Below are 26,100 nucleotides of genomic sequence, written 5' to 3' on the forward strand. Positions count from 1 at the left end.
CACCGATTTTTATGCAATCGACTCTTAAGAAAACAGAATATTAAGCCTCTGCCAGCCGGACATAACTTATACTTTTAGCAAAGGCACCCAAACCGGCATGTATATCGTCATGTTTAAGGACGTACTGAAGGTCTGGTAAAAAGCTCAATAACGCTAGAAGCAACAACCATGCCTTTTCGCGTGATAAGATTTTCATGCCATGTAAAACAGGAGCCTACACGCATTTCCTTTGGCGTTTGAAATGGAATAACGCAGATTTAGCGTATAAATCGTCGTTGCAAAGCGACGCGAACAAGACTGCTCGATCAAGGGACAACCTCGGATGATTAGCCGAACGCCCACGAGCGGGAACTGTGCGAAAACGGCACCCCATGCCCTCTAGACACAAGATTTGCTAAGTGCAGTCTCAGCAACAATCATCTAGATACGGGTGTCAATTCATTCTTCTGGATCGCCGACCGCATGCGATTGTCATCCGTTCGACCCCATCAAGGCGCAATTTGAAATCAGAGACTTAAACAGCAATAGCTTGCCTACTCCCCTACCTGTCTCATGCAAGCGTCAAAGTAGCTAACGGGTTCAGCTTCCGCACTTCCTCCAGATGGTCGGGAGCAAGATGGGCATAGCGCATGGTTACAGTCAGGCTGCTATGGCCGAGAATTTTTTGCAGCGTGAGAATGTTGCCGCCCCGGATCACGAAGTGCGAGGCGAAGGTGTGCCGCAGCACATGGGCAAGCTGCACGCCCGAGCTTGAAACCCTGCGTTTCTTCCGTCGGCGTTTACGCATTCCACTCGAATTTGTCGCAAGGTCGAGTCGGTCATCTATGCGAACGATCCGTGTCGGCGATGTGGAAAAAGCTTTGCAGCATTGTCTGGTTTCTAACACGGATCGATGCGATCGACTTCCTCGGCACCTAGCGCACTGTCGAATCGGATCTTCTCCCATGCCGTGCCGTTCGCGCGATGGCGCCAGTGGAGGCCCCCGATCTCTGTGGCCGAAGTGGATTTCCGCGGCGTGGACGCCCCCCACGTGCGCCCAACCAATCTATGAAAGCCGGTGGTCCACGATTTGCTTCATATTGCCACAGGTCTACTTTCAAAAGGAGGAGCCATGACGTTCACCGCGATTTGTCACAAGAATGATGTCTCGGAAGGGGGAATGGGATTCTTTCAAGCGGGTAAAAAGAGCGTGCTGGTGGTTTGGCCAATAGGTGGCGAGCTGAAGGCATATCGCGGGCGCTGCCCCCATGCCGACATGCCTTTGAACGAGGCGAGCTTCGACGGGAAGACCGTCAAATGCCAATACCACCAATGGGGTTTCGACAGCGCCAGTGGAAAATGCGTGACACACCTGGTCCGTAACGCGCTCCATCCCTACGAGTTGCGGGTCGAAGGCGACGAGATACTGGTCGATGTCGGGCCCATCAAGCAGCCACGTTCGGCGGCTTGAGTCCAGTTAATTGGCGCAATCTCGCATAAGATCGCCTAACCTCGGAATGTGCACACCACTTGGGTGACTTCCTTGGTTGCATGGCCAGCGGTGATTAAATTACTCGGGGACGACGAACTGACGTTCGTCGAGTCATCGGAAGCGCTGAACAAGAATTCGGAATTGCTCGATATCCAGTTGAATCCAGACGATGTGCTGATCGATGGAGCTGGCCAGGTTTACCGGCTGGAAAAGCGACTGGGCCGCATCGAGATTTCACAGGATTCGGTGGAAACTTTGACACTGGATTCCGTCGCTGATCTGGTCCGTCGGCATGCTTCGAACTGCGGCCAATGCTGTGTCGGCAAGATTTCAGCCCCTACCATTTCCAAGGCGATCACGCTGATTCAGGATATGAATTCAAGATGATTGGGTCCGTGTCTACACCGGTGTCGCCGTGTTTCCGTTGAGGCTAGCGGTTTTCATTCTTGTGAAAGATTTCGTCATCCTGCCGCCTCGCACCTTGGCCATTGTTATCCGCACCACATCGGGGCTTGAACATGCATGTAACCAAACGCGCCCGTCGCACGTCCGCGCCTACCATTGAGATGACCCGCCTGATGACTGCGACGGCAGCCCGAAGGCATCCGGCGGGAGTGGTCAGCGTATGACTGAGCAGGTTGCATTGATCATCGGCGCGGGTCCAGGCATTAGTGGCGCCTTTGCGTCCCGCCTGGTCGCGCGGGGCTATAACGTCGCTTTGGCCGCGCGCCAATTGAATCGGCTGGAGCCGCTGGCGGCTTCGTTAAACTGCCGGGCCTATCCTGTAGATGTTAGCTTGCCCAACTCAGTGGCCGATCTGTTCGTCACCATCGAGAGGGACTTGGGAACACCGGAAGTTGTCTTGTTCAATGCCGCCGCCCGATTCCCCGGTGCGATTACCGATTTGCAGCCCGATATCGTCGCCTACAGCCTGCAGGTCAACGCTTTGGGTGCATTCGCGGTAGCCCAGGAAGCTGCGCGACGTTTGCTGCCGCTAGGTCGGGGGCATATTTTCTTCACTGGCGCTACGGCCAGTGTGAAAGGCTTCGCACGATCCAGCGCGTTCGCTATGGGCAAATTCGCTATGCGTGGGCTGGCACAAAGCCTGGCCAAAGAACTGGCACCCCACGGCATCCATGTTGCGCATTTCGTGATCGACGGCGCCGTCGCATCACAGGGCGGGGAGCGCGACTTTACCGCCGACAACATCGCCGGTAGTTATTTGGCGGTGCTCGATCAGCCACCGGGTGCCTGGTCTTGGGAGATTGAACTGCGCAGCTACGGTGAGCGCTTCTAGAAGCCATTGCGTCCAGGTTCCTTCCTTACGCTCGAATGGGAATCCAAGGTCGAATGGCGGCAATCGCCGAACAGCGACCTACCCCAGAAAGCAACGATTCGACAGGTATTCGCCCGAAGCGGCCGCTCGCCCAGCCTTGTAAACGGGACTTCGTGAAAGGCCGATCTTGTCAGGGATTATCGAGGCTGAATGCCCATAGCCCAAATTGACACCGAAAAGCCCAGCGGCGTGAACGGGCACATCAGGCCGACTTGGTGGCAACGGCATAGATGACGTTTGCCTCGATCCCGCTCAGGTGGGATTCGTCGATAAAGCAGAGATTGGCTTCCCTCACCCTGGCAAGGCTCTCGGCGTCCAATTGATCGATGGTGCCCCGGTAGCCTGAGCCCAGCAAGGTGGTCCACCAATCCTCGGGCGAAACGATGGGATGGCTCCCGGCTTCTTCTACGATGTGGTCGGTTTCGATGCCCGCGTCTCTCAACATAGCCGCCAACGAAGCCGGGTCACTGATTCTGTCCCAAGGGTTGAAGGACTTATGAATCTCGGGCGCCTCCCTCCGGATAGACTCCCAGAACACCGAATTGGCTGGTTCGAAGAAGTTCGGCCCCCAGGTCGTCAGGGCGAGCTTTCCGCCCGGCCGCACCCGGTGCCAAAGTTCCTTGACCGCGCCAGGCATGTCCGGCACGAAGAAGATGCCGAAAACGCACACAACAGCGTCGAAGACCGCTGCCGGGAATTCGAGGGACATCATATCCCCTGCCTGAAATTCGGCCTGGGAGAGGCCGCGCTGCCTAGCCTTGGCCCGCGCCAGTTCCAGGAGGTTTTCCGCCAGATCGACACCTATCACTCGCCCCTCCGCTCCAACGGCTACTGCCGCAGGGAGCGCAGAAGCGCCGCTACCGCAGCAGACATCGAGCACGGTTTGTCGGGGTCGTAGACTCAATCTGTCGATGGTCGCCCGCCCAAATCGGTCCCAGAACGTGTTGGCAGGATGGTCGAACAGATCGGCGGCGGCATTGTACGCGGCGGCAGCGCGTGCCTTGGCCGCTTCTAAGTCGTGCATAGTAGTTCCTCGAGTAGGAAAGACGCGCCGTTCAGTTTCACCCTGCTGTCGTGCCACAGTTGATTGCCCTGCTCTCTTGAAAGTCATCTGTTCATGATTTTCCGGATCATTGCAATGGATCGTCGCCTGGTCGGTGAATTCGCCGTCGACCCCGCTCCGTCTGAAAAATTTCGCGCCCGTCAGATGACCATCCCGATCGCCTCTGCCTTAGCGGCTTTGCAATGCTACCGGTCGCTTTTCCACCGGCACAAAGGCTGTTTACCAGGCCCAATTCCGGTCAGAAGCCTGCCGTGGCGTTGGCTACCCGTTTGAGCGTACGCAGTGCTCCCCAGGCCGCTAATCGCTCCCTGGATGACGAAAGACGTGTTCCATTTCACCAATGTAAAATCAGCCAGTGACGTATCATCATGACTACCACCGTCCGTGGAACCAGCGGCTCGACCCAACTTTTGCGGGCTCCGGGAAATCCGGGTCATCTCAGTCCCTCGTCAACGCAACGAGCCCAGGGTCCGAATAAGAATTTTTCATCGCAGGTACAACGATGGACATGCTTTGGCTCTACAACTTGCCTAACTGGTTGCTCTGCCTGCTGATTCTAGTAGTCTTTACCGGGGGCTCTCTTGTCGGCCAGATGCTCACACGACCTCTGATCCGCCATTTCGCGACACAGGCGCTTGAGGACCACAACGAAGCTGTCGGAGCGGTCATCAGTGCGTACGGCGTATTCTACGGGATCACCCTAGGACTCATCGCAGTAGCGACGTGGGACAGCTATGACGCAGCGGAGGACTTGGTCGTCAAGGAAGCGTCCTCGCTGGCGGCTCTTGATCGCGATGTCGCCGCCCTCCCCGAACCTACTGGAACCGAATTGAGGCACCTGCTCCGAAATTACTTGGACTTCGTTATTGATCGTGCTTGGCCTGAGTACCGCCGGGGCATCGTCCCCGTAGGGGGCGAACCTTTGATCGATGCTATCGAACGCGACCTCGTCAGGTTTGAGCCCAAAACCGAACGCGAGTCCGTCCTTTTCCAGGCAGCGATTACCCAATTTAATGACATGCTCGAGCACCGTGGCGCCCGCGTCGCAAGTATCGATAACGGCCTCCCCATTGTACTTTGGTGGATTGTGCTCGTTGGGGCCATATTGAACATGATCTTCCTCTATATACTCCGCATCGAACCACTCCGGACCCACATGCTGTTGATTGCCCTGGTATCGACCTTCATCAGTTTCATGATATTCCTGATCATCGCATTGGATCACCCCTTTGTCGGTGAGCTCAGCGTTGACCCCACTCCCTTTGAAAAATTGCGCGCACGCCAAATGGCGGTTACTGATCGCCATTTCTAAGCAACGTGGTGTTCGGCATCCGAGACGCTCGAGAAGATCTCGCGAAGCGGTTACGATGCAAACATCAGGAGCACAAAGGGTGTCTAAATCAGCTCTAGCGACTATGACCTGCTCCCCGATTTAGTCCGAAACGGACATAGAGTCTGCGGTTAAAAATGTGTCTGCAAACTGATCTGGCGTCAGGTAAGCCAACGAACTGTGGGGGCGTTGCTCATTGTATTCCCGACGCCACTCCTCAATGACTTGGCGAGCATGGCGCATCGAGACGAACCAATGCTCGTTCAGGCATTCATCCCGGAATTTGCCGTTGAAGCTTTCGATGTAGGCGTTCTGCTGTGGCTTACCTGGCTGGATGAAGCTCAAGCACAGTCCTTGGCTATCGGCCCATTCATCCAAAGCCTTGCCGGCAAACTCGGGGCCGTTGTCGACGGTGACTGATTTGGGCAATCCGCGGATCTCTGCCAGCCGTTGCAGCACACCGACTACACGTCTGCCAGGCAGCGAAGTATCGACTTCGATGGCCAAGCACTGCTTCGTGAAGTCATCGACGATATTCAGGCACCGCAGCCGCCGACCATCGGCCAAACCGTCCGAAACATAGTCCATAGACCAACTCTCGTTAGGCGCCGATGGCGCGACCTTGATTTGGCGCTCCACGCCGGCAATGCGCTTCCGCTTTCGTTTGCGGACCATCAGGCCGGCCTCGTGATACACGCGATAGGTGCGCTTTCGGTTGATTTCCCAACCCTCTCGGCAAAGTAGCACGTGCAGCCGGCGATACCCATAGCGCCGCTTCTGCGCTGCCAATTCGCACAGTCGTTCCTTGAGCTCCTGGTCTGCTGGCCGCTTAGCTTCGTAGCGATACAGCGACCGAGAAATACCGATCAGCCCACAAGCCCGCGTGACGCCCATCTGGTGCTTTGTCATCAGATGGGAGACCGCCGCCCTCTTGGCTTGTGGGCTTACCACTTTCGGCCTACAACCTCTTTCAACGCAGCATTGTCCAGCATCGCCTCCGCCAGCAGGCGCTTGAGCCGGGCATTCTCGGTCTCCAGTGCCTTGAGCCGCTGCGCATCCGACACTGTCAGGCCGCCGTATTTCGCTTTCCAGTTGTAGTACGTCGCCTCGCTGAGCCCGTGCTTGCGGCACAGCTCCGCTACTTTTAGGCCGGCTTCGGCTTCCTTCAGGATGCCAATGATCTGTTCTTCGGTGAAACGCTTCTTCATGCCGCCTCCTATCGAGGCAGACTCTACATCACGACCGGACTAATCTCGGGGAGCAGGTCAACTATTCTAAGGCATTGATTTAACATTCATGATGAACAGCAGCGGCTCGCCGCCTGATTCAATGGATGCCTATGGCATTCCATACACCAGATTTGACTTTGGCCCGCAGTTTTAATAGAGGAGCATGGCCAATATTGGCGTGACCAAATCGTGACGCACTCCGGTCCTGGCTGGGCCATCCCTGTCACGTTCAGCCCGCGTAGATACTGTTATCGGCGTCAAGCGCAATGAAGCGCGGGGTTGAAAGGTTGTCCCGATTTGAGGACACCGAAGGCGACATAGATGAGCTTGCGCATCATGGCACCGAGAATCACCATGGGCGACTTACCGGCGGCTGGCAGGCGGTCTTTGAAGGCTCGGCCCCATGCTGTTTTCGTGGTCGCAACCAAGGCCGGCATGTACAAGGCCTTGCGCAGCAAGGCATGTCCGACTTTGGACAGACGAGGTTTCCCTCGAACACTGCTGCCGGACTCGTGATGACGTGGATCTAGCCCGGCGAAGGCGGCAGCCTGACGGGCGTTGTCGAAACGCAAGGGTCCGCCGTAGAAGGCCAGCAGGATAGGGATCGTCTTATCGCCCAAACCGGGAATGCTGTCGAGCAGGGCGCGCTGGTTCTTGAGGTCGGGATCATAGTCGATCTTACGGCGAATCATCGCGTCGATTTCGACGATGGCTTGCTCCAGGTAGTCGAGATGGGCCAGGATATCCGAGCGCACTGCCTCGCGCGCCACCTGGAGCCGGTTGCGTTCCTGAGTGCGCATGGCATCCAGGGCGTTCCGTCGTGTCACGAGCGCCCGTAATTCCCGAATGGCCAAAGACGGGGTATGCCAGGGTTCCGGATGCTGAGCGGCGCAGAACGCGACGATCAGGCGGGCATCGACCTTATCGGTCTTGGTGCGTACCATGACCGAGGTCCCAAAGGCCTTGATCTGCACGGGATTGACGACGCTCACCGTATGGCCGGCATCGGCCAAGAATTCGGCGACGGCCTCCCAATAGGTACCGGTGGCCTCCATGCAAACGTGGAGTTCAGTCACCTCCTGCTTGGCCAGCCATGCCGACAAGGCTTCTAAGCCTGGCGGGATGTTGTCGACGACTTTGCTTCGAAATTTGCCCTCAGGAAGGCGTAACGCCACATCGAGCTTGGTCTTGGAAACGTCGATTCCGAGTATGTGCTTCTTGAAGGCTCCTCGCGCAATCTACCTTGTGAATACGGGCTGCCGACTCAGTCGGGCCAAAGATACTGTCCGATTTCTCGCCAGAGGAATGGGAAGCGTGGCGCATCATCTACGCGGCGAGCTTTTCCGCTCAAGGATGCGCTGAAGCATGAAGCGCACCGTCCAGATGAAAGCCCCCTCACCCGGAACGAAATCGACGAGGCAAGAACATGCCAGAAACCTCAAGCACCCAAATCCCGGAATCCTTGAAGGGGCTTTCGATCCAGGAACGTATCCAGATCGTGGAGGACTTGTGGGACAGCATTGCCATTCCGCAGGAGAATTTCGGTTTGCCCGAGGCCAGGCGCGGAGTTGGGGAAGCGAATCGACGCGCTGGAGAAGAACGAAAGCCCGCTGCCTTCCTGGGATGAGGTAAGGCAGCGAGTCACGAACGGCCGATGACGGCCTCTGTGCTTCTTACGCGGGGGGGCGGAACAGGAAATGGCCGAACTGCTCTAAATTTAGGCGGGCCGACAAGAATGGCGCATAATCGGTCACCGCTGAGTAGCGAGGATAAGATCATGTTGAATAGGACTGCAATTTTCTTTTGTTTTTGGACCGTTGCCCTTTCTTTTACATCGGGGAACCTGGCGGCTGCCACGGCCGAATGCGAGGCTTGCGTCGATGCTTTTCATTCGACGGTATCAGACTGCGGTGTGACCTTTAAATCCGATATGATCAAATGCAAGGCCGAAACAGATAAGCCGGCCCGAAAGCTGTGCAAGAAGACCGCTCAAAAAGCGCATACTGCTTGTATGGCTGAGGCCACATCGACCAAGAAATCCTGCAAGGCGACCTATTCTTGCAATAAACCTGGCAATACGAACGGCAAGATCGACAAGAACGGATGCACGATAGGATCGACCTGTTGGCATCCCCCAATGAACCATTGCATGTCTAAGTCCCTCTGCGATCTACCGCAGTACGCGGGACAATGCCTTTGTACCAATTGAGCCCATGTAGGATTGGCTGAGATACGAAGCCTAGCGATCATTGGGTGTGTGCCTACCGATTTCGACGCCAGTTTCCGGCCGGACCGGGCGGGTTGACTCCCGCGCCTCGCCTCACTCCCGTGGTACCTACATTCCCGACAGCGCCGGGCTGGTTTATCCCCGCATCCCGACGGATGTTGCCGGCGGCACCGGTCTGGTTTACGCCGGGGTAACGTGAAACCGCCGGAGGACAGCAGGGCACCAATCAGGTGGAGCCGGGGCGACCGCTTCGGCTCCACCGTATGCCGTTCGCCCACCGGGCTCCAGGCCGAGCGGTTGGGCGGCTGTAGGGCAAACCCCGCTTCGTCCACGTAGGCCAACTCGAATTCCCCCGCCTGGGCCTGCTGGATCAAGCCAGCGATCTCGGCCCGGGCTCGCTCGAACCGCGCCGGGTCCCGTTTTTTTCAAGCTATAGCGCGTGCGCTTCCACACATACACCAGACTCTTCAGCTCCGTGCACAGCGTGGTGCGGCCAATCACCACCCCATACTCCCGCTCCGGCCGGGTCAGCAATTCCCGCGACGACAGCGCTTCCTGCTCGGCCCACTGTCCCAACTGCCGGCGGTGCAGGTCGGTCAGTTTGCTCGGGGCCCCGCTTCGCAGCACAGCCCTTGCCGTTCCGCCACCGCACGAACGCTCTCTCCGTCAGCCAACCGCAAGATCGTTTCCACCCGCTCCCTCTCCCGCCAATCTGATCCCTTCTTACAAATCGCTTCCGAACTTGCGCGCTTGCTCTCCTCCAACGCGATCGGTCCCACCCTTGGCATCATGCTCCCTTAGCTCGCTCCTAAAAATCAAAAGTCTATCGCAACCTCAGTTGTCGCGATGTGCTTATCCCAAGATATGGTTCACTTCGATGAGATCGCTTGCAGAGGTCCTGATCGATGAAAACAGGGCGCTTGCTCAAGGCGATCAGAGACACCAAACCTGAATCGATCAAGTCTCTTGCGGCAGCGACGGGCAGGAAGCCCGGCAACCTTTGTCGAACGCTGAAGACGATGTCTCATTACGGCCTCGTAGAGATGAAGCGTGAAAAAATCCTCTCCGCCCCCCCTGCCTCGGCTCACTCGCCCAAGGCTTCTGCAACCGCCCGCTGGAACACAGGCTCGTCCGGCTCGATGCCGGTCCATTGTTCGAAGATCTGCATCGCCAATTGAACCAGCATCTCAACGCCCTCGACGATGGGGCATCCCTTGTCTCGCGCCATCGCCAAGAACGGTGTAATGCGGGGATTGGTGATCACGTCCACCACCGTCAGGCTGCTCGGAATGCTTTCCCAGTCCACCGGCACTCGCTCCAAGTCGGGGGCGCAGCCAAGGTGGGTCGCGTTCAGGAGGATCTGCGTGCCGTCGGGAATGACGACGTCATCGGACCATTGTCGCCATTCCGCTGGAACCCCCGAGGCTTTTTGCACCAGATGGGCAACTTCCACACCCTGAGCTTCACGGCGGGTGATCAGGGTGAGGTGCGATGCCCCCGCCCAGGCCAGTTCCATGGCCATGGCCCGCCCTGCTCCACCGGCACCCAGCATCGCGACCCGCTTTCCTCTGACCGGGGTCACCTTCTCGATCGCCTTGACGACACCCTTCCCATCGTTATTGTGGCCAACCCAGCGGCCGCCTTCCACAGTCAGGTAATTGGCGGCGCCTATTGCCAGCACATCGTCATCCGAGGCATCAAGATACGGGAGGCACGCGACCTTGTAGGGGACGGTGACACATGCACCGGCAAACCCCAGGGCCTTGACCCCGGCCACAGCGGCCGCGAGTTCGCCTTCCGAGGCGACATCGCATTTCCAGAACTGCCAGGGAAGACCATAGTGCGCGTAGACGGCGTCGAACATCCGGTCGATCGGGTTTTCGGCCACGGGGTGACCGAGCATCCCCGTCATTTGCTTTTGCGGAGGTAGAATGGTGTGAGACAAGCTCGTTGCCCTCTGTCGTAGACTGGAATCTCACTATATATCACTGACCGCATCGCGCAGGCGTGGCTCTGCCCCCCCTTTGATGCGTTTTCAGGATGTCGCGCTCCCGCTTCAGGTTCGACACCTCCCGATACAACCGCTTCAACTCCTCGTAAAGGGGCTCCGAACTCACCGTGTCCTGCCCGGAACGGCGGGGCTGCCGTCGATTCGCGCGATATAGCCGAGCCCAGACCGGCTCGACGAGCGGCGCCGACTCGGGGTCCAGGTCGGCGCTTGGAGCGATGCCCGGCGGCGTAGATCCGGCCAGCGACCGCAGCCGATAAAATTCCGCGCGCGGCAAGGCTTGCCATCCGCTCCTGGAGTTCCTGCAAGGAGATTAGGCAACCGCGCTGGAATTCATCTGCACTATCCCCCTGATTGAAACTTGGGCACACTCTCTCCGCAAATCCCCGAACAGACCGTTACTGTGGTCAACCCTCAGCCGAACAGCGTGCACGAAGATTCCGGTCGGTTCAGCATGAATGCCTTTCGCCTGTTGCCCTGTGCCTTGGTTTTCCTGAGCGCATGCGCGTCGACGACCGAAACGGTGAAAATTTCGCCGTGCGCCGCGGAAGCGGAGAAGCAACCCGCAACCGATCTCTGGTCGTTCTATGAAACGGGCCTGAAAAAGGCCAAGTACATTGACCTGACGCATGTGCTCACCCCGACGGTCCCCGTCTGGGAGGGATTCGGACCGTCACGGTTCCTGCCGGCCGTCAATCCGGCGAGCGGCACCGCGTACCGGTACGGTACCGACGGGTTCGAGGCGACCCGCTACGACCTCGCCACGGATCAGCTGGGCACGCAATTGGATCCGCCCGCGCACTGGGCGCCGGAGTTCCCGGCGATCGACGAATTGCCGCCGACTTACGCGGTACGTCCGCTGGTGGTCGTGTCGATTGTCGGCCAGGTATCCCGAAACCCGGCCTATGCCCTGCAAATCGGCGATCTCTTGGACTGGGAGCGGCGGAACGGCCGCATTCCGGCGGGATCGGTGGTCATGGTGCGGAGCGACTGGTCGAAAGCCTGGCCCGATCCCAAATTGGCAGCCGACAAGAATTTCCCGGGCGTGTCGCTCGATGCGCTGCGCTGGCTGCATGAACAGCGCAAGATACTGTTTCATGGCCACGAACCCTTGGACACCGATACCACCCCGGACCTCGCCGGCGAACGTTGGCTGATGCATCACGGCTATGCGCAGGCCGAGGGTGTCGCACATCTGGATCGGGTTCCGGAAAAGGGCTGTCTGGTGACCATCGGATTCCCGGAGTTCCAAGGGGGTCTCGGCGGCTATGCACGTTATGTGGCCGTTTGCCCGTCCGACTGGGGGCATGGCGTTACGGTTGACCAGGTCCAGGAAGCGCCGCTCCCGAGAAGCGAAAAACGTTTGCAATGGGACCCGTCACAGGGAATGCGGATCCGCAGGTGACCCCACTTGGGCTAAATATCCATCGTCGGCAGCCAACGGGATGCGAGGCACGTATGACAACCGATTGCCACCCGGGCCAAATGGCGGATCAAAAAAGGACCCGGCCCATGGGGATGCGCCGGGTCCAATTACGGAGATGATGCTCTCAACGTGAGCTCGCAAGGTCGGCCGACACCGCGAGTCAATTTCAGTGTAGCCGGGTTTGCGGATTTGCCCAGGCTTGGAGGCGTCGCCCTCGCTCGGCGTTTGGGCCGGGCCTGGCGCACTGCGTCCGGATGAAAAATGATCGCATCACGGAAATTCTTGCACGGCTCCAGGGGAAGTCTGCCGCCTGAAGGTTCGATGGGCGGCGGCATGACGGACGGGATTGAATCCACCATCAGACGACCGCCACGCGGTTGCGCCCGGTCTGCTTGGCGATGTAGAGCGCGCGGTCGGCGTTGTGCTTGATCAGGGACAAATCGTAGGGTGGCCGATCGATACAGGCAACGCCGATGCTCACTGTAAGCGGTATGTCTTCTTCGCCGTAGCGGAAACCGGCGCGCATCGTCGCGAAGCGCAGGCGATCTGCGATGCGCTGTGCCAGTTCCTGCGCGGTTGCCGGCAGCAGAACGCCGAACTCCTCGCCGCCGTAGCGGCAAAACAGATCGCGATGCCGCAGGCTTTCTTCCATGGTCTCCGCAACCCTGACGAGGGCGGCGTCGCCCGCGGCATGACCGTAACGATCGTTGACCTGCTTGAAATGATCGATGTCGATCATGAGCAACGAGACCGGCTCCCGCTTTGTGCGGGCCCGGAGCAATTCCTCGGTGGCGAGGTTTTCGAAGACGCGCCGGTTGTAGATCCGGGTGAGCGAGTCGAACGATGCCAGTTGATGCAGTTCGGCGTTGAGCTCCTCGGCGACGATCAGTCCGAAACACAGGGAGCCCAAGAGGTTTCCTATCAGGATGGCGGAATACGTCAATTGCTGCACCCAGTTTTCGTCCATGGGATGGACTATCGGTGAACCCAGGATGAGCGGATTTACTGCGCGTATCGCCAGGACCACGCTGATCGCGAGAGCCAGGACACCGGTCACCCGGTAAATCGACCGGCCGGAGGGGGGAGCCGATCGGAGAAGGGCGTACGTGATCATAAAGAACACCGCAGCGGCCAACGCGCTGTTCGTAATGATGCGGAGTTTGTTATAACCGGCGTAGAGGGTGCAGGCGTTACTGACTGCGGTAAACAAGAACACGCCAAGCAGTGTGAACCTGCTGTAGATGCGCTCCCGCAGTTCCTGCACCGCGACGAAGACCAGGATGGTTCCCCCGATCCCGAGCGTGGCCGCCCCGCCCAGCGCGACCGGTCCCGGAACCAGATCTCTGGCGGCAAGGACGACGAGTGCGAAATTCATCCCCATCATCAGCCCTCCCAACGCCCACGAATGCATGGCGCGGGTGATTCGGCCGGGATATTGGGGAGCGACCAGGACGATCATGCCGGCCTTGCCTACGGAAGCCAGCGTCAGGAGGGTATAGAGGGTGTAGGGATCCATATCAGTCCGGATAAGGCGCGCTTGCAGACGAAACGCCCCCGTCAGCCTCGAGCCGCCGGCTGGCCACATTCGACCGCGGCGAAATGCGCGGAAACCGGCTCACCGCTTTCCTGGAAGCCTTACCGGTCGAAAAAGGCCGCCTCACAGATGGCCTGTTCGAATTTTCGAAGTGTGAAGCAGTTGCCGACACGACTGGCAAGATAGCGAGCATTGGCGGATAGGTTGTTGCCGAAAGGCTCGATGACGCACTGCGAAGTAACACCGTTGTCGGCGCTGGGAGACACCCGACGCATCGACCTAAGTGTATCCGGTTCGCAGTTGCCGGGCGATCCTGCCGCGCCCTTGAGGAGCATTCGGTGTAGGATGAACCACGTTCCGGGCCGGTCCTCGCGCCGGGTTTCGGCATGTCCTCGTCTACGGCCCATGGAGAGTTCATGAAAACCCTGATCGCGGTTTGCACAGTTTTGACGCTTTCCGGCTGCGGGGTCGTGCTACCGGCCAAGCACAATTCCCGCGATCTCGATAAGCTCCAATCCGGCATGACGGAACAACAGGTCGACCAGGTGCTCGAATCCCATTTTGTCACGCTGCACGAAGGGAATACGGCGGAAGGCAGGAACACCGTGGTCCGCTTATATGACCTATACGGCAGAAATACAGCCGTTTGGAACCTGCTCCTGGGCATTCCGACCTTCACCGTCACCTGGTGGCTCGTACCGGACACCAAGGCTTACGAACTGGTCTTCGTCGATCATAAACTGAAACGATGGGCTCTCGATGAGCCGGAGTGAGGGGCAGACTTTGAGGAGGTTTCCATGCCGAACGAACCGACTTTGAAGAAGCACACGAAGAAGGTTTTCAAAGAGACGGTCGACATCTACCGCAAGGATCTGATCGCCCTCTTGAACAACCCGCTGCCCATCGCCATCGCGGTGGCGGCGATCGTCTTGTTTCTGCTCGCGATCGGATCGTGAGAACCGCCCCGCCGATCGGGGGATGCGTCCGAATTCGGTGAGGAGTTCTCCCTGCCGTTCCGGCTGAACTGAGCGACCCATGGCGATCCTCACCGCCAGGTGCGCCGAGTTACTTGCATGTTGCTAGCTATGCGACTATAGTAACTTGCATCATGCAACGAACCAGCTTCAAGAACATGGAATGCCCGGCTGCGCGTGCCCTGGAATGTGTCGGCGAATGGTGGAGCATGCTGATCCTGCGCGATGCTTTCCAGGGGCTTACCCGATTCGACGAATTCCAGGCCAGCCTCGGGATCGCCCCCAATATCCTGACACGACGGCTGAAGCACCTGACCATGAACGGCTTATTGGAGCGCCGCATGTACAACCCGCGTCCACCCCGATACGAATACCTTCTGACGACCAAAGGCCGCGATTTCTTCCCGGTGCTGGCGGCGATGCTCGCCTGGGGCAACAAGCACCTGACGCCCGAAGGGATATCGGTCCAACTGGCGGACCGCCGTTCCGGCGAACTCGTTGAACCGGCTTTGGTGGACGGCCGCACCCTGGCGCCGATCACCCCGGAAAACGTGATGCTGCGGGCGGGGCCCGCGGCGAGCGCAAAGGTTCGTCTTCGCGCCCGCGTCTCGCGGGCCCGATTGGCGAACACCGCTCTGCCTGACCGGAACCCGGAAAAGCCGGCATGAGCATGCGCCGCGTCGTCGTCACGGGCATGGGGATGGTCTCTCCCCTGGGCTGCGGTATCGAACAGGTGTGGTCGCGCCTGATCGCCGGGCGTTCCGGATTGCGGGCGCTGCCCGAAGAACTGGTGGCCGATATTCCGGCAAAGGTGGGCGGTGTCGTACCGATCAGGGTGGAAGACCCGGCAGCCGGCTTCGATACCGACCCGGTGGCCTCGCCCAAGGACCAGCGCAAGATGGACCGATTCATCCTGTTCGCGCTGGCCGCGGCCGAGGAGGCGATCGCCCAGTCGGGCTGGCTGCCGACGGACGCGAGTTCGCGCGAACGCACCGCCACGGTCATCGCCTCCGGCATCGGCGGCTTTCCGGCGATCACGCAGGCCGTACGCACGACGGACCGCCGCGGCGTGCAGCGCCTGTCCCCGTTCACCATCCCGTCCTTTCTCGTCAACATGGCCGCCGGGCATGTCTCCATCCGCTTCGGCTATCAAGGCCCCATCGGCGCTCCGGTGACGGCCTGCGCGGCGGGTGTCCAGGCCATCGGCGACGCCGCCCGGCTGATCCGGCAAGGCGAAGCCGATGTGGCTGTCTGCGGCGGTACGGAGGCCTGCATCGATCGGGTGAGCCTGGGCGGGTTTGCCGCCGCGCGGGCCTTGTCGTCGCGCTTCAATGACGAACCGGAACGCGCTTCCCGGCCTTTCGACGGCGCACGCGACGGCTTCGTGATGGGAGAAGGCGCGGGGCTGCTGGTCATCGAAGCACTGGAACATGCCCAGGCACGGGGCGCCCTGCCCCTCGCCGAATTGGTCGGATACGGCACCAGCGCGGACGCCTATCACCTCACCTCCGGCCCGGAGGATGGCGCCGGCGCCCGGCGCGCCATGCAGGCCGCCTTGCGGCAGGCCGGCCTCACTCCGGCGGACATCCAGCACCTTAACGCCCATGCCACCTCCACCCCCGTGGGGGACCGCTGCGAGTTGGAGGCCATCAAATCGCTGTTCGGCCGGAACCCAGGCGTCGCGGTCAGTTCGACCAAATCGGCGACCGGCCATCTGCTGGGCGCAGCGGGCGGCGTCGAAGCAATCTTTACCGTACTGGCGCTGCGCGACCAAATCGTGCCGGCGACGCTCAACCTGGAACGTCCCGACCCTGCCAGCGAAGGCGTGGATATCGTGAGCGGTGCGGCCAGGCCCATGGCCCTCGAGCATACGATGTCCAACGGCTTCGGTTTCGGCGGCGTTAACGCCAGCATCGTTCTGCGGCGCTGGCAGGTGTGACATGTCCGGTCCCTGGCAACAAAAACCGGTAATGAAATCTCCGCAGACCTTGACATGCCGCCGGACGGATCGAATCGGGAGGCTTCAAGGATCGATTGGCCGCGATCATATATCGGCCTCGAATGATTTCCTTTTGCTCAGCACACCCTTTCGTCACTTCAGCGGTCCCAATTCTTATCGTTACAGGAGGTTGTATGTCGGTCATCCTTAAAGGCAGCTGCCTTTGCGGCGCGGTGAAATATGAAGTCAGCGGTGATCCTCAACGCTTCTATCATTGCCATTGTTCCCGATGCCGAAAGTCGTCAGGAACCGGGCATGCGACCAATCTGTTCCTTTCGCATGCGGATTTGGTGTTTACTGACGGCAAGGCCTTGCTGAAGCAATTCAAAGTTCCCGAAGCCAAGCGGTTCACCCGGCAGTTTTGTAGTCACTGCGGAAGCCAGGTCGCCCGATTCGTTCCGGAAATTGATGGCGTTGTCATACCAGCCGGCTCACTGGACGACGAAATCCCGATCAAACCGCAGGCGCGGATCTTCTGGGACTCAAGAGCCGATTGGTCTTGCGATGGGGATACGCTACCGCGTCATGCTGAATATCCGGACTAACTGCGTTCCCGGAGCATTGGCGCGACGAATCGCAATAGACACTTCAGCAGCAAGAGGCGGCCCAACGGTGGAAATAATCCGCAGGATCCAGACATTTCAGATGAAGCGACTCATATTATTGATTACATTGGTTCTGCCATGCCTTTCTCTCCCGATTCACGCCGCAGATATGCCCGAAGGCGCGGAAAGCCGATTTGTCCAGGTGAACGGCATTCGACTGCATTACGTAAGAATGGGAGCAGGGCCCCTTGTCGTCTTGCTCCACGGCTGGCCTGAAACCTGGTACGAATGGATTGGCGTCATGCCCAGGCTGGCGCAAACCCATACTGTTGTGGCGCTGGACTTGCGGGGACTGGGTCTTTCAGAAAAGACGCAGGACGGCTACGACAAGCGTACTGTTGCTGAGGATATCGACGCTCTGATCAAGCAGATGGGAGCAAAATCCGCGGTTGTCGTGGGACACGACATGGGAGGCAAGGTCGCTTACATTTTAGGGTTATCGCACCCGAAGTCCGTGTCGAAGCTGGTACTCGTCGATTGCATGCTGCCCGGAACGGAAAACATGGACCCCTCGAAAGGCGGCATGTGGCACTATGGTTTTCATATGGCGCCGAATTTTCCGGAGTTTTTGACTCAGGGAAGGGAACGCGAGTACATCGCCGCGCAAATGACCCAATGGCTGCATCGCAAAGATGCGATTCCTGAGGAGACAATCGACGAATACGCCAGCCATTATGCCGCTCCCGGCGGTATGACGGCGGGCTTCAATTATTACCGGGCATTGCGCGAGGATGCCAAATTCGCAGCCTCCCTGGCAAATAGGAAATTGTCGATGCCGGTACTGACGATTGGCGGTCGTTACGGCGTGTCCGACAAACTCTTTCAAGCGTTGCGGCCGAAAGCCCAGAACATTACCGGCATGATCGCCGAACACAGCGGGCATTTCGTGCCGGAGGAGGAAACGGACTTATTCGTCGACGCCTTGAATAAGTTTCTCCGCCGATGACTGGCCCAGTAATCTCGGCAGGCCGCGCGATCATTCGCCCGCCTTCCATGAGTTGCAGTACAGGCCGACGCTCCGGCAGGCCTGGACGGCAAAGGCTGCACCCGCCGACGGCTTCGATGATTCGGCCCAACCGAGGTTGCCACAATGACTGACCTGCTTCCGCCCTGGCCTCTGTTTTCCGCTTTCCTGTTGGCAAGTCTGGCGCTCGCGGTGACGCCCGGACCCGGAGTGCTCTACGTCGTGACTCGCAGCCTGGTCCAAGGGCGCGGCTGTGGGCTGGTTTCGGTTGCCGGCGTCGCGTTCGGGAACCTCGGCAATGCAGTCGCCGCTTCCATCGGCCTTGCCGCCCTGTTCGCGGTGTCTTCCTTCGCCTTCTCGGTGGTCAAGTCGGCGGGCGCGCTCTACCTCATCTACCTCGGCATCCGGATGTTCCGTTCCTCTTCGGTAGAAAACCCCGCTTCGAAGCCTGAAGTTGCGCCGCTGGGCCGTGTCTTCCGGGAAGGTTTCGTCGTCGCGCTGCTCAATCCCAAGACCACGGTTTTCTTCGCGGCCTTTCTTCCACAATTTCTGGCCCCAAGTGCGCCGCCCATGCTTCAGAGTATGGTGCTGGGCTCCCTCTTCGTCGCAATTGCCGCGGTCACGGACAGCGCCTATGCACTTGCCGCAGGAATGGTCGCGCCTATGCTGCGTGGTAACTCCGCCCGCCGCATGGGGCTACGTTTCGGCAGTGGAATCTTCGTCGGCCTGGGTGTTTTCGCCGCACTCGCAGCGGCTCGCTCGGACGAATAGGCACCCTCCCGTTTCAACGATGCAGCCTGAATGGCTCCAGCCACAAGTCCCTGACGGCGGTACCCGCCGCGCGCATCGCATAAGAACTGACCAGCGGATTCCGTAAGGAGAGTTTTACTTCGCTTTAAGCGCCTTCTTGAGATAAGCGGTCAGTTGAATGGCTTCCATCGATGACACTTGGTAACCATTTTCCATCGGTGTCAAGGTGATGTATCCCTGGAGGCTTTTCAATGCCTCGCTCTTGCGATCAGTAGTGGGATTGGCTTCGTCCGCCGTATGCACTGACACGGCGACGCCCGGCAGATGCACATTGCCAAGGCCGTAGCTTGCGGCTATCGGATCGGTGCTCAAATCCGCCACAAAATGAACGTCCATGCTGTCGAAGTTGCCAAACCGAGTGACGGTCCACGGCAGCATGCTGCTCTGGCCGAGTTCGAACTTCGGATAGTTGACATTCAAGGCGTATCCTTTCGGCAGCGGAGGCTTTCCGGGGCGCCGGCTATCAAGTTTCTCGACCAGTTGTACAGTCAGAACCGCCACTTCGGCGGCGAGAGCATCGTTTTTGGTGGTGTTGATATCGGCGCTCACAGCAATGGCCGGAATTCCCCGAGTCAGTGCGAACTGCGCATTCGAGACGGTTCCGGAGGAAATGACGATGCTCCCGAGATTCTGCCCTTCGTTGGGGCCGGAGATGATCAAATCCGGCGCTCCGCTCCAGCGTTGGGGCGCCACGACATCGAGCCCATACATCAGCGCCATGATCGGGGTTCCATCCACGTAGTAGGCGTCATTCAAGCCCGAAATGGGCCCTAAGCCGGGCGCGCCCGCGGACGCTGCACTACCTACACAAGCCTTGGCCAACGGGACAATCGGCGTCAGGAAGTTTATCGCAGCGCCTTTACCACTTTGGTTCTGGCAGGGAACGCTCATCACCACGTTATGACCCGCCGCCTCCAACGCCGATTTCAATGCCTTGGCGTTGGCACTCAGACCGTCGTCGTTGGACAAGAGGATGTTCATGGCGCTGGCGGACCAAGGCATGGCTGTGGCGCCTGCAAACAGCAAAAAGGCCAATGGGTTTTTCATGAAGTCTGAATCTGCCCGTGAGTCGTGAAAGAGGGCGGAAGCTTAAGGAGACGCTGTGAAGATTTAATGACGGGCGTGAAGCAGAGGCGGCGCCAAAAGAACGGACAGCCATTTACTAAGCGTAAAGAAATGAATGTCGCATCGCTCGTCATTCCGGCACGGATTGCCGGAATCCAGAAGCCAGGGATGGCAAGGCCGATACGTCCATGTGACCTGGACCTCGGCACTCCCTGCCGAGGTGACGAATGATTTTTCTTCTTTAACGTTTAGTAAGCGATGTTTCTGTTCTATTTGCCCGGCCAAAAAAAGTAACCGATGAAATAGCTGTCCGGGCGCGGTATACGGGACTCTCCGCCACCCGTATGTCGATCAATAAAGCTTTGTCGGGAGCGTTACATTAGACTTGTCCGGGTATCCGCTTGCGCGTTTGGAAGCTGGAACTGAACCCCTTTCCAGGAGAATCCCATGCTGAACCTTGCCCTGGCCATGCTGTTCTTCGTCGGCATCCACTTCGTCATTTCCGGCACCGGCCTGCGCGACCGGCTCGTCGCCTATCGGGGGGAAAAAGCCTTCCGCGCCGCATTTTCGGTGCTGTCGTTATTGGCGCTCGCGTGGGTCGTTCAGGCGTACCGGCAGGCCCCCTATATCGAAACTTGGGGCCAGCTTTCCGAGTTCAAGCCGATCGCCGCAGTCCTGATGCTGGTCTCCTTCGTCTTCGTGGTCGCCGGGCTCACCACCGCGAATCCCACGGCGGTGTCCGGCGAAAGCGTGCTGAACGATGCCGACGCCGCCAAGGGCATTCTCCGGATCACCCGGCATCCGTTCCTGTGGGGACTCTCCCTGTGGGCGCTGATCCACGTGATCGCCAACGGCGACGTGGCCGCTCTGTTGCTGTTCGGTTCGCTGCTGGCGCTGTGCCTGTTCGGCACGCGATCGATCGATGCCAAGCGCCGGCGGGCCTATGGCGACCGCTGGGAGCGCTTTGCCGCCGCCGCCTCCAATATCCCTTTCATGGCCATCAAGAAAGGCCGCAATCGACTCGAGCTCGGCGAGATCGGATGGCAGCGGCTGGGCATCGCGGTAGCCTTGTATCTCGCCATGCTCCACTTCCACGCGAAGATTTTCGGCGTTCCGCCGCTATTCTGAGCCGGCGGGCAAACACACGGCGGGCCGGCCTGCCCCTTGCCTGTGCGGTTCGGGTCCACGTAATCTTGGTGCTCCGGCGGTCCCCGCCGGCCTGCCCGAGCCTATACAACAGCACGAGGTGTCATCATGGATACCTGTTCTCTTACAGCGAAACAATGCACTCCTTGCCAGGGCGGCATTCCCCCGTTGACCGAGGAAGAAGCCGGAAAGCTCCGCGTCCATGTCCCCCAGTGGGAGTTCAAGGATGCCGCAACCAAGCTGAAAAGGACGTTCCGGTTCAAGAACTTCATGGAAGCGCTGGACTTCGCCCGGAAGGTCGGCGAATTATGCGAAGCGGAGGGCCATCACCCGGACATCGGGATCGGGTGGGGCTACTGCAGGGTGGAATTCCAGACCCACAAGATCAACGGACTCCACGAGAACGACTTCATCATGGCCGCCAAGGTAGATGAGCTGTCGGGGGAAACCTAGAAGGCCCTGCCCCGTCCGCAGACTTCCGGCCGAACCCGGCTCACCCGAAATCATGGGAGGTCCGCCATGCAAATCTTTGTCACCGGAGGAACGGGCTTCATCGGCAGAAGCTTGTGCCGTCATCTGTCGGAGCGAGGGCACCGACTGACCGTTCTCAGCCGGCAGGCACCCGACACGGTGCGACGCCTGTGCGGCGAGACGGTAATGCCGGTTGCCGGCATCGACTCGCTTTCCCCCCAGGCCGGCTTCGACGCCGTGGTCAACCTGGCCGGCGAACCCATCGCCGACAAACGCTGGACCGAAGCGCGCAAACGCCTGTTGTGGGAAAGCCGGATCGGGCTGACCTCGGAACTGGTCGATTACATCGCGCGGGCCGAGACCAAGCCCCAGATCCTGGTCAGCGGTTCGGCGGTCGGTTATTACGGCAACCGGGGCGATACCCTGCTCGATGAGGAATCCGCGGGCGGTGACGACTTCGGCCACCGCCTGTGTGCGGCCTGGGAGGAGGCGGCATCCCAGGCGGCCGGACATGGTGTGCGGGTTTGCGTGCTGCGGACCGGGCTGGTCGTCGGCCGGAATGGCGGCTTTCTCCAGCGGATGCTGCCCTTGTTCAGGCGGGGGCTCGGCGGCCGCATCGGAGACGGCCGCCAGTGGATGAGCTGGATCCACATCGACGATCACGTCGCCGTCACCGAATACCTGATCGGAAATGCACACCTGGAGGGCGCGTTCAACGCGACCGCACCCAATCCGGTCACCAATCGCGAGTTCACCGAATGTCTGGCGCGCCTCCTCAACCGGCCGGCGCCATTGCCGGTGCCGGCGTTCACGCTGCGGCTGGCCTTGGGCGAAATGGCGGAGTTGCTGCTCGGCGGACAGCGGGTGATACCGAAACGCCTGCAGCAGGAGCCGTTCCGTTTCCGCTACGAGCACCTCGAAGACGCGCTGCGCGACGCCCTCGGGCGTTAGGCCCCCATGCCGGCAGACCACTTCGATCTGGTGACTCGGTGGCGCCTCGATGCGCCGGCGGAAAAAGTCTGGCAGGTCTTGTCGGATGCAGAGCGATGGCCCGAGTGGTGGCCCTGCGTGGAAGCGGTCGAAAAGATCGATCCCGGCGGAACGAACGGAGAAAACTCGCTCTGGGCCTATACCTGGAAAACGATGCTGCCTTACAGGCTCCGGCTGGAATTCCGCATGACCCGTATCGCTGCGCCTGTACTGCTGGAAGCGGATGTGAGGGGAGATGTTGCCGGACGGGGGCTTTGCCGGATTTACCGGCAGGAGCATCGCACCGTCGTCCAGTATGAATGGAATGTGAGGCTCTGCCGATCCTGGATGAAACGGCTAGCCCCCCTCGCCCGCCCCGTTTTCCTCTGGAATCACCGGATGGTGATGCGGCAGGGCGAAGCGAGTCTGGCCGCACGGCTCGCTAGTGACGGCGGAACGCTTTCCCCGGACCCGCCAGCTAGACACGGCGGCGCCGTCACTGCGGGAGCTTGTAGCGCGCCTCCTCGGCATAGTATTCAGGAAAGCCGACCGCCGCGTTGAGGTCTTCAAAGCCCAACACGTTGGCGGGCTCGCCGCGGCGGATGCATTCGAGCGCCTCGCGCATGGCGCGGATGGAGACGTTCAGGAGCGTCAGCGGGTAGACCGCAATCTTGTAGCCGATAGCCTCGAGTTCTGCCGGCGGCAGCACAGGCGTCTTGCCCGCCTCGATCATGTTGGCCATTTTCGGACCCTCCACCTCCGCGCAATACCTTTTCATCTCGTCCGCATCGAGCGGCGCTTCGAGAAACGTGATGTCCGCGCCCAGTTCCCGGAAAGCCTGGCAGCGCGCGATGGCTTCGTCGATGCCAGCGGGACCGCGGGCGTCCGTGCGCGCCATGATCAGGATGTCGGCGCCGGCGTTGCGGGCGTCCACGGCGGCCCGGATGCGCATCAGGGCTTCGTCGCGTCCGACCACCGCCTTGCCCTGGGTATGGCCGCAACGCTTCGGCGCGACTTGGTCCTCCAGCATGATGCAGGCGAAGCCGGCCCGGGCATAACCCTCCACCGTCCGCTTGATGTTCAGCGCATTGCCGAAGCCGGTGTCCCCGTCGCCGAACATCGGGATGGACACCGCGGCACAGATGGCCCGCCCCTGGTCCGCCAATTCCCCGTAGGACAGAAGACCGGTATCGGGCAGGGCGAGCCGGTCGGCCGAAACGGCGAACCCGCTCATGAAGCCCATCTCGAAGCCCGCCTGTTCGATCAGGCGGGCGGACATGGCGTCGTGGCAGCCGGGCATGATGCGGATCCCGGGACGGGCGAGTATCTGGCGTAATTTGGCGGCGGGCGAGGTCATCGTGCATCGGGCCTGGGATAAGGGAAATTGAAAATAGCGCCGGGAGCCGGGCGGCGCAAGAGCGGAGCCGTGATGATCGGTGACACGCCCCATGAACGGTACCAGGAAAGGGCGCGACGGCGGCAATCCCTTCTCAGCACCCGCGTCAACTATAGTTGTGCGGAGATTCGCCTTTGCGGCTCACGAGGGCAACAGAAACGGGGTATTCATCCGCCCCGACCGTCTGCAGCCTGCAGCAGGACAGGCAAAGTTTCCCTCCGGCCACCACCCCGTAAATGCCCTACGTCGGTGAAGGGGCGAGATTGGACCTACCCGGATCGATCATGGCCGTTGCGGTCGGCTCCGTTTACGCCCCTCCAGTCCGTCATGTGCAGCTGCCGCACACCGACCAACTCCCTCCCGCGAGCGAGCGTGAAGGTCGGGTTCTTTCCGGCGTGACTCTTGGCAGCACCGCCACCCGTTCCGGTAGATAGCGGTCGCTTTGGCGCCGGGGGACGGCGACCCCGAGCCTGCGCGCGAAGTTGTCGGCGATCTCCGTGTCCTTCCAATAGTCCCCGTGGCCGTTGCCGAAGGCCTGCCAGGGACTTTGCGTCGGGAAGTCCGGCGGATTGCCGTTGAGGCCGACCGCCTCGAGGTAGACCTCCGGCTCATGACCCATGGCGCGGGCCAGGGCCTGGCCGGGCGGGAAGGCTCCCCGCAACACCAGATCGTGCGGGGAATACAGGACCAGACGCTCGCGGACGATGTTGCCGGCCCGCCGCAGGGGCCGCCCTTTCCGGACCAGTTCGACGGGAACCGCCGCCGCCATCAACTGGATCAGCGCGATGCTGGGCCTCGGAGCGACGGCGCCAGCGGCGAACAGATCCAGCATTTCCAGGATCAGCCTGCAACCGAGGGAGTGGCCGACCAGGACGAATTCCGTCACCGGATGGGTGCGGGCGCTGGCGGAAAGGAATTCGGCAAGGCGCCGAGCCGAGAGTTTGGCGTCGGGAATCTCCGTGGGATAACTCAAGAAATCGAGCCATTGGAAGAAACCGAAGTCGGCGTCGCCCGGCCAGAAGAAACGCCCGACCCGCCCGAGCCCGTAAGGGAGGTGGTCCAGAAATTGCCGGAACGCCGCGCAGGCCTCGCACTGGCTGTTGTTGTAGCCGTGGACCAGGAGGATCACGCGATGCGCGCCGCGCAGCCAGCCCGCCGGATGTTCGGCGACCCTGACGACCGGCCCGCCGACGGACTGCCGGCGGACCGAAAGCTCGCCGTCCGCCGCGATCATCGCGGCCGGTTCCGCAGGCTTTCTATCGCCGCGACCAGGTCACGCGCCACCGGTGCGATGAAACCGCCGAGCACCGCTACGATCAGGGCATAAGCGAAGTGCGCGCCGGTCCAGAACTCCCTGCCGCCGTAGACCGTCAGCGCGGCAATGATGATGACCGTGCTCAGCATTACCGACAGCCATTGCAGGATGGCGCGCCAGCGCCCGCCCATGGCGATCTGGACGGCGTCCAGGCTCCGCTGGATATGTTGCGCCACCCGGTTGCGCTTCTGCAGATAGCCGTCGATGGCCGCCTGGTATTCCTTTTCGCCCTCCTGGTCCTGTTCGGCGGGGCGGCCCTTGCACAGGCCCTCGATATCCTCGGGATCGGCCCGTTGGGCCAGAATCCGCATCAGGTCGCCGTAGCGCTCCGGGTAGTCGAGCACCGACTGCACTGCGGCGTTGATCTGACCGGCAAACTGCTCCACGGGCAGATCGTAGAGCGCCTTGGCGTCCCCCGCCGTGGCGAGGTCGATGAGGCTGCGCAAGGCATCCTCCGCCCGGCTCGGCCCGACCATGGCGCGACCGGCGCTCGCCATGAACCATCCCTCGAACCACCGGCGCTGGAATGCGCGCCGGCTCGGCAGCAGATCCTTGACGAGCTGGAGCAGCGCCATGGTGACGATACCGACACCCGACAAGGCCACCAGCAACGCGAAACCGTACCGATCTATCGCCTGGAGCGCCATTTCGATCGCGCCCGCTGCTTCGCTCCCCATATTCCCCCCTTGTGGCGGAAACCACTCATCGACCGAGAAAGGACAGAGTCGGGACCCAAGCATAAACCCGCCCGGCCCATTCTTG

Annotated in this window: 28 protein-coding genes; 18 read left to right on the top strand and 10 right to left on the bottom strand. The window is 60.3% G+C overall.

Going from position 1 to position 26,100, the window contains the following annotated elements; translation table 11 throughout:
* Positions 1 to 550 precede the first annotated feature (550 nt).
* Positions 551 to 787 (bottom strand): tyrosine-type recombinase/integrase, encoded by a 237-nt coding sequence (locus tag OOT43_RS09375; RefSeq protein ID WP_266024645.1) that lies wholly within the window; start codon positions 785 to 787, stop codon positions 551 to 553.
* Positions 788 to 1,111: 324 nt separating this feature from the next.
* Between OOT43_RS09375 and OOT43_RS09380 the strand changes: the two genes are divergently transcribed.
* The 3 genes from OOT43_RS09380 to OOT43_RS09390 all read left to right on the top strand — a co-directional run bounded on the left by OOT43_RS09380 (position 1,112) and on the right by OOT43_RS09390 (position 2,768).
* Entirely contained in the window at positions 1,112 to 1,450 is a 339-nt protein-coding gene (locus tag OOT43_RS09380) for a Rieske (2Fe-2S) protein (protein WP_266024646.1), read from the top strand.
* 48 nt (positions 1,451 to 1,498) lie between these two features.
* A complete protein-coding gene (locus tag OOT43_RS09385) occupies positions 1,499 to 1,858 on the top strand; it encodes a DUF4144 family protein (protein ID WP_266024647.1) in 360 nt (119 codons plus the stop codon).
* A 238-nt stretch (positions 1,859 to 2,096) separates the two neighbouring features.
* Positions 2,097 to 2,768, top strand: coding sequence for an SDR family NAD(P)-dependent oxidoreductase (locus OOT43_RS09390; protein WP_266024648.1), 672 nt, complete (start codon positions 2,097 to 2,099; stop codon positions 2,766 to 2,768).
* 241 nt (positions 2,769 to 3,009) lie between these two features.
* On the opposite strand, the gene OOT43_RS09395 is transcribed toward OOT43_RS09390, so the two are convergent.
* Entirely contained in the window at positions 3,010 to 3,831 is an 822-nt protein-coding gene (locus OOT43_RS09395) for a class I SAM-dependent methyltransferase (RefSeq protein ID WP_266024649.1), read from the bottom strand.
* Positions 3,832 to 4,378: 547 nt separating this feature from the next.
* Here OOT43_RS09395 and OOT43_RS09400 point away from each other — a divergent pair.
* A complete protein-coding gene (locus OOT43_RS09400) occupies positions 4,379 to 5,182 on the top strand; it encodes a bestrophin-like domain (protein ID WP_266024650.1) in 804 nt (267 codons plus the stop codon).
* Between the two features lie 120 nt (positions 5,183 to 5,302).
* Here the strand turns inward: OOT43_RS09400 and OOT43_RS09405 are convergent.
* A protein-coding gene (locus tag OOT43_RS09405) for an IS3 family transposase (RefSeq protein ID WP_394358016.1) occupies positions 5,303 to 6,408 on the bottom strand; the annotation gives its coding sequence in 2 pieces (ribosomal slippage) (positions 5,303 to 6,150 and positions 6,150 to 6,408; 1,107 coding nt in all).
* A gap of 278 nt (positions 6,409 to 6,686) precedes the next feature.
* Positions 6,687 to 7,667, bottom strand: coding sequence for a transposase (locus OOT43_RS09410; RefSeq protein WP_266024873.1), 981 nt, complete (start codon positions 7,665 to 7,667; stop codon positions 6,687 to 6,689).
* Positions 7,668 to 7,855: 188 nt separating this feature from the next.
* Between OOT43_RS09410 and OOT43_RS09415 the strand changes: the two genes are divergently transcribed.
* Both OOT43_RS09415 and OOT43_RS20680 read left to right on the top strand, forming a co-directional pair.
* The gene (locus OOT43_RS09415) at positions 7,856 to 8,056 is read left to right on the top strand and encodes an addiction module protein (RefSeq protein ID WP_266024651.1); all 201 of its coding nucleotides are present in this window, start codon (positions 7,856 to 7,858) and stop codon (positions 8,054 to 8,056) included.
* Between the two features lie 1,505 nt (positions 8,057 to 9,561).
* Positions 9,562 to 9,834, top strand: coding sequence for an HVO_A0114 family putative DNA-binding protein (locus OOT43_RS20680; RefSeq protein WP_449406836.1), 273 nt, complete (start codon positions 9,562 to 9,564; stop codon positions 9,832 to 9,834).
* Here OOT43_RS20680 and OOT43_RS09420 read toward each other — a convergent pair.
* Positions 9,741 to 10,559, bottom strand: a complete 819-nt coding sequence (locus OOT43_RS09420; protein WP_266024652.1) for a shikimate dehydrogenase family protein — start codon at positions 10,557 to 10,559, stop codon at positions 9,741 to 9,743. The genes OOT43_RS20680 and OOT43_RS09420 overlap by 94 nt on opposite strands.
* 559 nt (positions 10,560 to 11,118) lie before the next feature.
* On the opposite strand from OOT43_RS09420, the gene OOT43_RS09425 reads away from it, so the two are divergent.
* The gene (locus tag OOT43_RS09425; protein ID WP_266024653.1) at positions 11,119 to 12,069 is read left to right on the top strand and encodes a cyclase family protein; all 951 of its coding nucleotides are present in this window, start codon (positions 11,119 to 11,121) and stop codon (positions 12,067 to 12,069) included.
* Positions 12,070 to 12,448: 379 nt separating this feature from the next.
* Here the strand turns inward: OOT43_RS09425 and OOT43_RS09430 are convergent, their stop codons facing one another.
* On the bottom strand, positions 12,449 to 13,606 hold the full coding sequence (locus OOT43_RS09430) for a GGDEF domain-containing protein (protein ID WP_266024654.1): 1,158 nt from the start codon (positions 13,604 to 13,606) through the stop codon (positions 12,449 to 12,451).
* Between the two features lie 434 nt (positions 13,607 to 14,040).
* Here OOT43_RS09430 and OOT43_RS09435 point away from each other — a divergent pair, with 434 nt between their 5' ends.
* The 7 genes from OOT43_RS09435 (at position 14,041) to OOT43_RS09465 (ending at position 18,937) form a co-directional block, all read left to right on the top strand.
* Entirely contained in the window at positions 14,041 to 14,397 is a 357-nt protein-coding gene (locus OOT43_RS09435) for a hypothetical protein (protein ID WP_266024655.1), read from the top strand.
* A 24-nt stretch (positions 14,398 to 14,421) separates the two neighbouring features.
* A complete protein-coding gene (locus OOT43_RS09440) occupies positions 14,422 to 14,580 on the top strand; it encodes a hypothetical protein (RefSeq protein ID WP_266024656.1) in 159 nt (52 codons plus the stop codon).
* A 152-nt stretch (positions 14,581 to 14,732) separates the two neighbouring features.
* Positions 14,733 to 15,266, top strand: a complete 534-nt coding sequence (locus OOT43_RS09445) for a winged helix-turn-helix transcriptional regulator (protein WP_266024658.1) — start codon at positions 14,733 to 14,735, stop codon at positions 15,264 to 15,266.
* On the top strand, positions 15,263 to 16,537 hold the full coding sequence (fabF, locus tag OOT43_RS09450) for a beta-ketoacyl-ACP synthase II (RefSeq protein WP_266024659.1): 1,275 nt from the start codon (positions 15,263 to 15,265) through the stop codon (positions 16,535 to 16,537). The genes OOT43_RS09445 and fabF overlap by 4 nt, the downstream gene beginning before the upstream one ends.
* Before the next feature lie 194 nt (positions 16,538 to 16,731).
* Positions 16,732 to 17,142, top strand: coding sequence for a GFA family protein (locus OOT43_RS09455; protein ID WP_266024660.1), 411 nt, complete (start codon positions 16,732 to 16,734; stop codon positions 17,140 to 17,142).
* 100 nt (positions 17,143 to 17,242) lie between these two features.
* Positions 17,243 to 18,148: an alpha/beta fold hydrolase gene (locus OOT43_RS09460; protein WP_266024661.1), complete on the top strand. Its 906-nt coding sequence runs from the start codon at positions 17,243 to 17,245 to the stop codon at positions 18,146 to 18,148.
* A 144-nt stretch (positions 18,149 to 18,292) separates the two neighbouring features.
* Positions 18,293 to 18,937, top strand: a complete 645-nt coding sequence (locus OOT43_RS09465) for a LysE family translocator (RefSeq protein ID WP_266024662.1) — start codon at positions 18,293 to 18,295, stop codon at positions 18,935 to 18,937.
* Between the two features lie 114 nt (positions 18,938 to 19,051).
* Here the strand turns inward: OOT43_RS09465 and surE are convergent, their stop codons facing one another.
* The gene (gene surE, locus OOT43_RS09470; RefSeq protein ID WP_266024663.1) at positions 19,052 to 20,023 is read right to left on the bottom strand and encodes a 5'/3'-nucleotidase SurE; all 972 of its coding nucleotides are present in this window, start codon (positions 20,021 to 20,023) and stop codon (positions 19,052 to 19,054) included.
* A gap of 465 nt (positions 20,024 to 20,488) precedes the next feature.
* Between surE and OOT43_RS09475 the strand changes: the two genes are divergently transcribed.
* The 4 genes from OOT43_RS09475 to OOT43_RS09490 all read left to right on the top strand — a co-directional run bounded on the left by OOT43_RS09475 (position 20,489) and on the right by OOT43_RS09490 (position 23,188).
* Positions 20,489 to 21,169, top strand: a complete 681-nt coding sequence (locus OOT43_RS09475) for an NnrU family protein (protein WP_266024665.1) — start codon at positions 20,489 to 20,491, stop codon at positions 21,167 to 21,169.
* 126 nt (positions 21,170 to 21,295) lie between these two features.
* Positions 21,296 to 21,640, top strand: coding sequence for a 4a-hydroxytetrahydrobiopterin dehydratase (locus OOT43_RS09480; protein WP_266024666.1), 345 nt, complete (start codon positions 21,296 to 21,298; stop codon positions 21,638 to 21,640).
* 66 nt (positions 21,641 to 21,706) lie between these two features.
* Positions 21,707 to 22,609: a TIGR01777 family oxidoreductase gene (locus OOT43_RS09485; protein WP_266024667.1), complete on the top strand. Its 903-nt coding sequence runs from the start codon at positions 21,707 to 21,709 to the stop codon at positions 22,607 to 22,609.
* 6 nt (positions 22,610 to 22,615) lie between these two features.
* The gene (locus tag OOT43_RS09490) at positions 22,616 to 23,188 is read left to right on the top strand and encodes an SRPBCC family protein (protein WP_266024668.1); all 573 of its coding nucleotides are present in this window, start codon (positions 22,616 to 22,618) and stop codon (positions 23,186 to 23,188) included.
* On the opposite strand, the gene OOT43_RS09495 is transcribed toward OOT43_RS09490, so the two are convergent.
* The 3 genes from OOT43_RS09495 to OOT43_RS09505 form a co-directional block, all read right to left on the bottom strand.
* Positions 23,124 to 23,984 carry an isocitrate lyase/PEP mutase family protein gene (locus OOT43_RS09495; RefSeq protein ID WP_266024669.1) on the bottom strand — a complete coding sequence of 287 codons (861 nt, stop codon included), beginning with the start codon at positions 23,982 to 23,984 and terminating at the stop codon, positions 23,124 to 23,126. The genes OOT43_RS09490 and OOT43_RS09495 overlap by 65 nt on opposite strands.
* A gap of 364 nt (positions 23,985 to 24,348) precedes the next feature.
* Positions 24,349 to 25,257 carry an alpha/beta hydrolase gene (locus OOT43_RS09500; protein WP_266024670.1) on the bottom strand — a complete coding sequence of 303 codons (909 nt, stop codon included), beginning with the start codon at positions 25,255 to 25,257 and terminating at the stop codon, positions 24,349 to 24,351.
* A complete protein-coding gene (locus OOT43_RS09505; RefSeq protein WP_266024671.1) occupies positions 25,254 to 26,015 on the bottom strand; it encodes a hypothetical protein in 762 nt (253 codons plus the stop codon). Before OOT43_RS09505 ends, OOT43_RS09500 begins: the two co-directional genes overlap by 4 nt.
* Positions 26,016 to 26,100 lie beyond the last annotated feature (85 nt).

The organism is Methylococcus mesophilus (assembly GCF_026247885.1).
GTDB lineage: Bacteria > Pseudomonadota > Gammaproteobacteria > Methylococcales > Methylococcaceae > Methylococcus > Methylococcus mesophilus.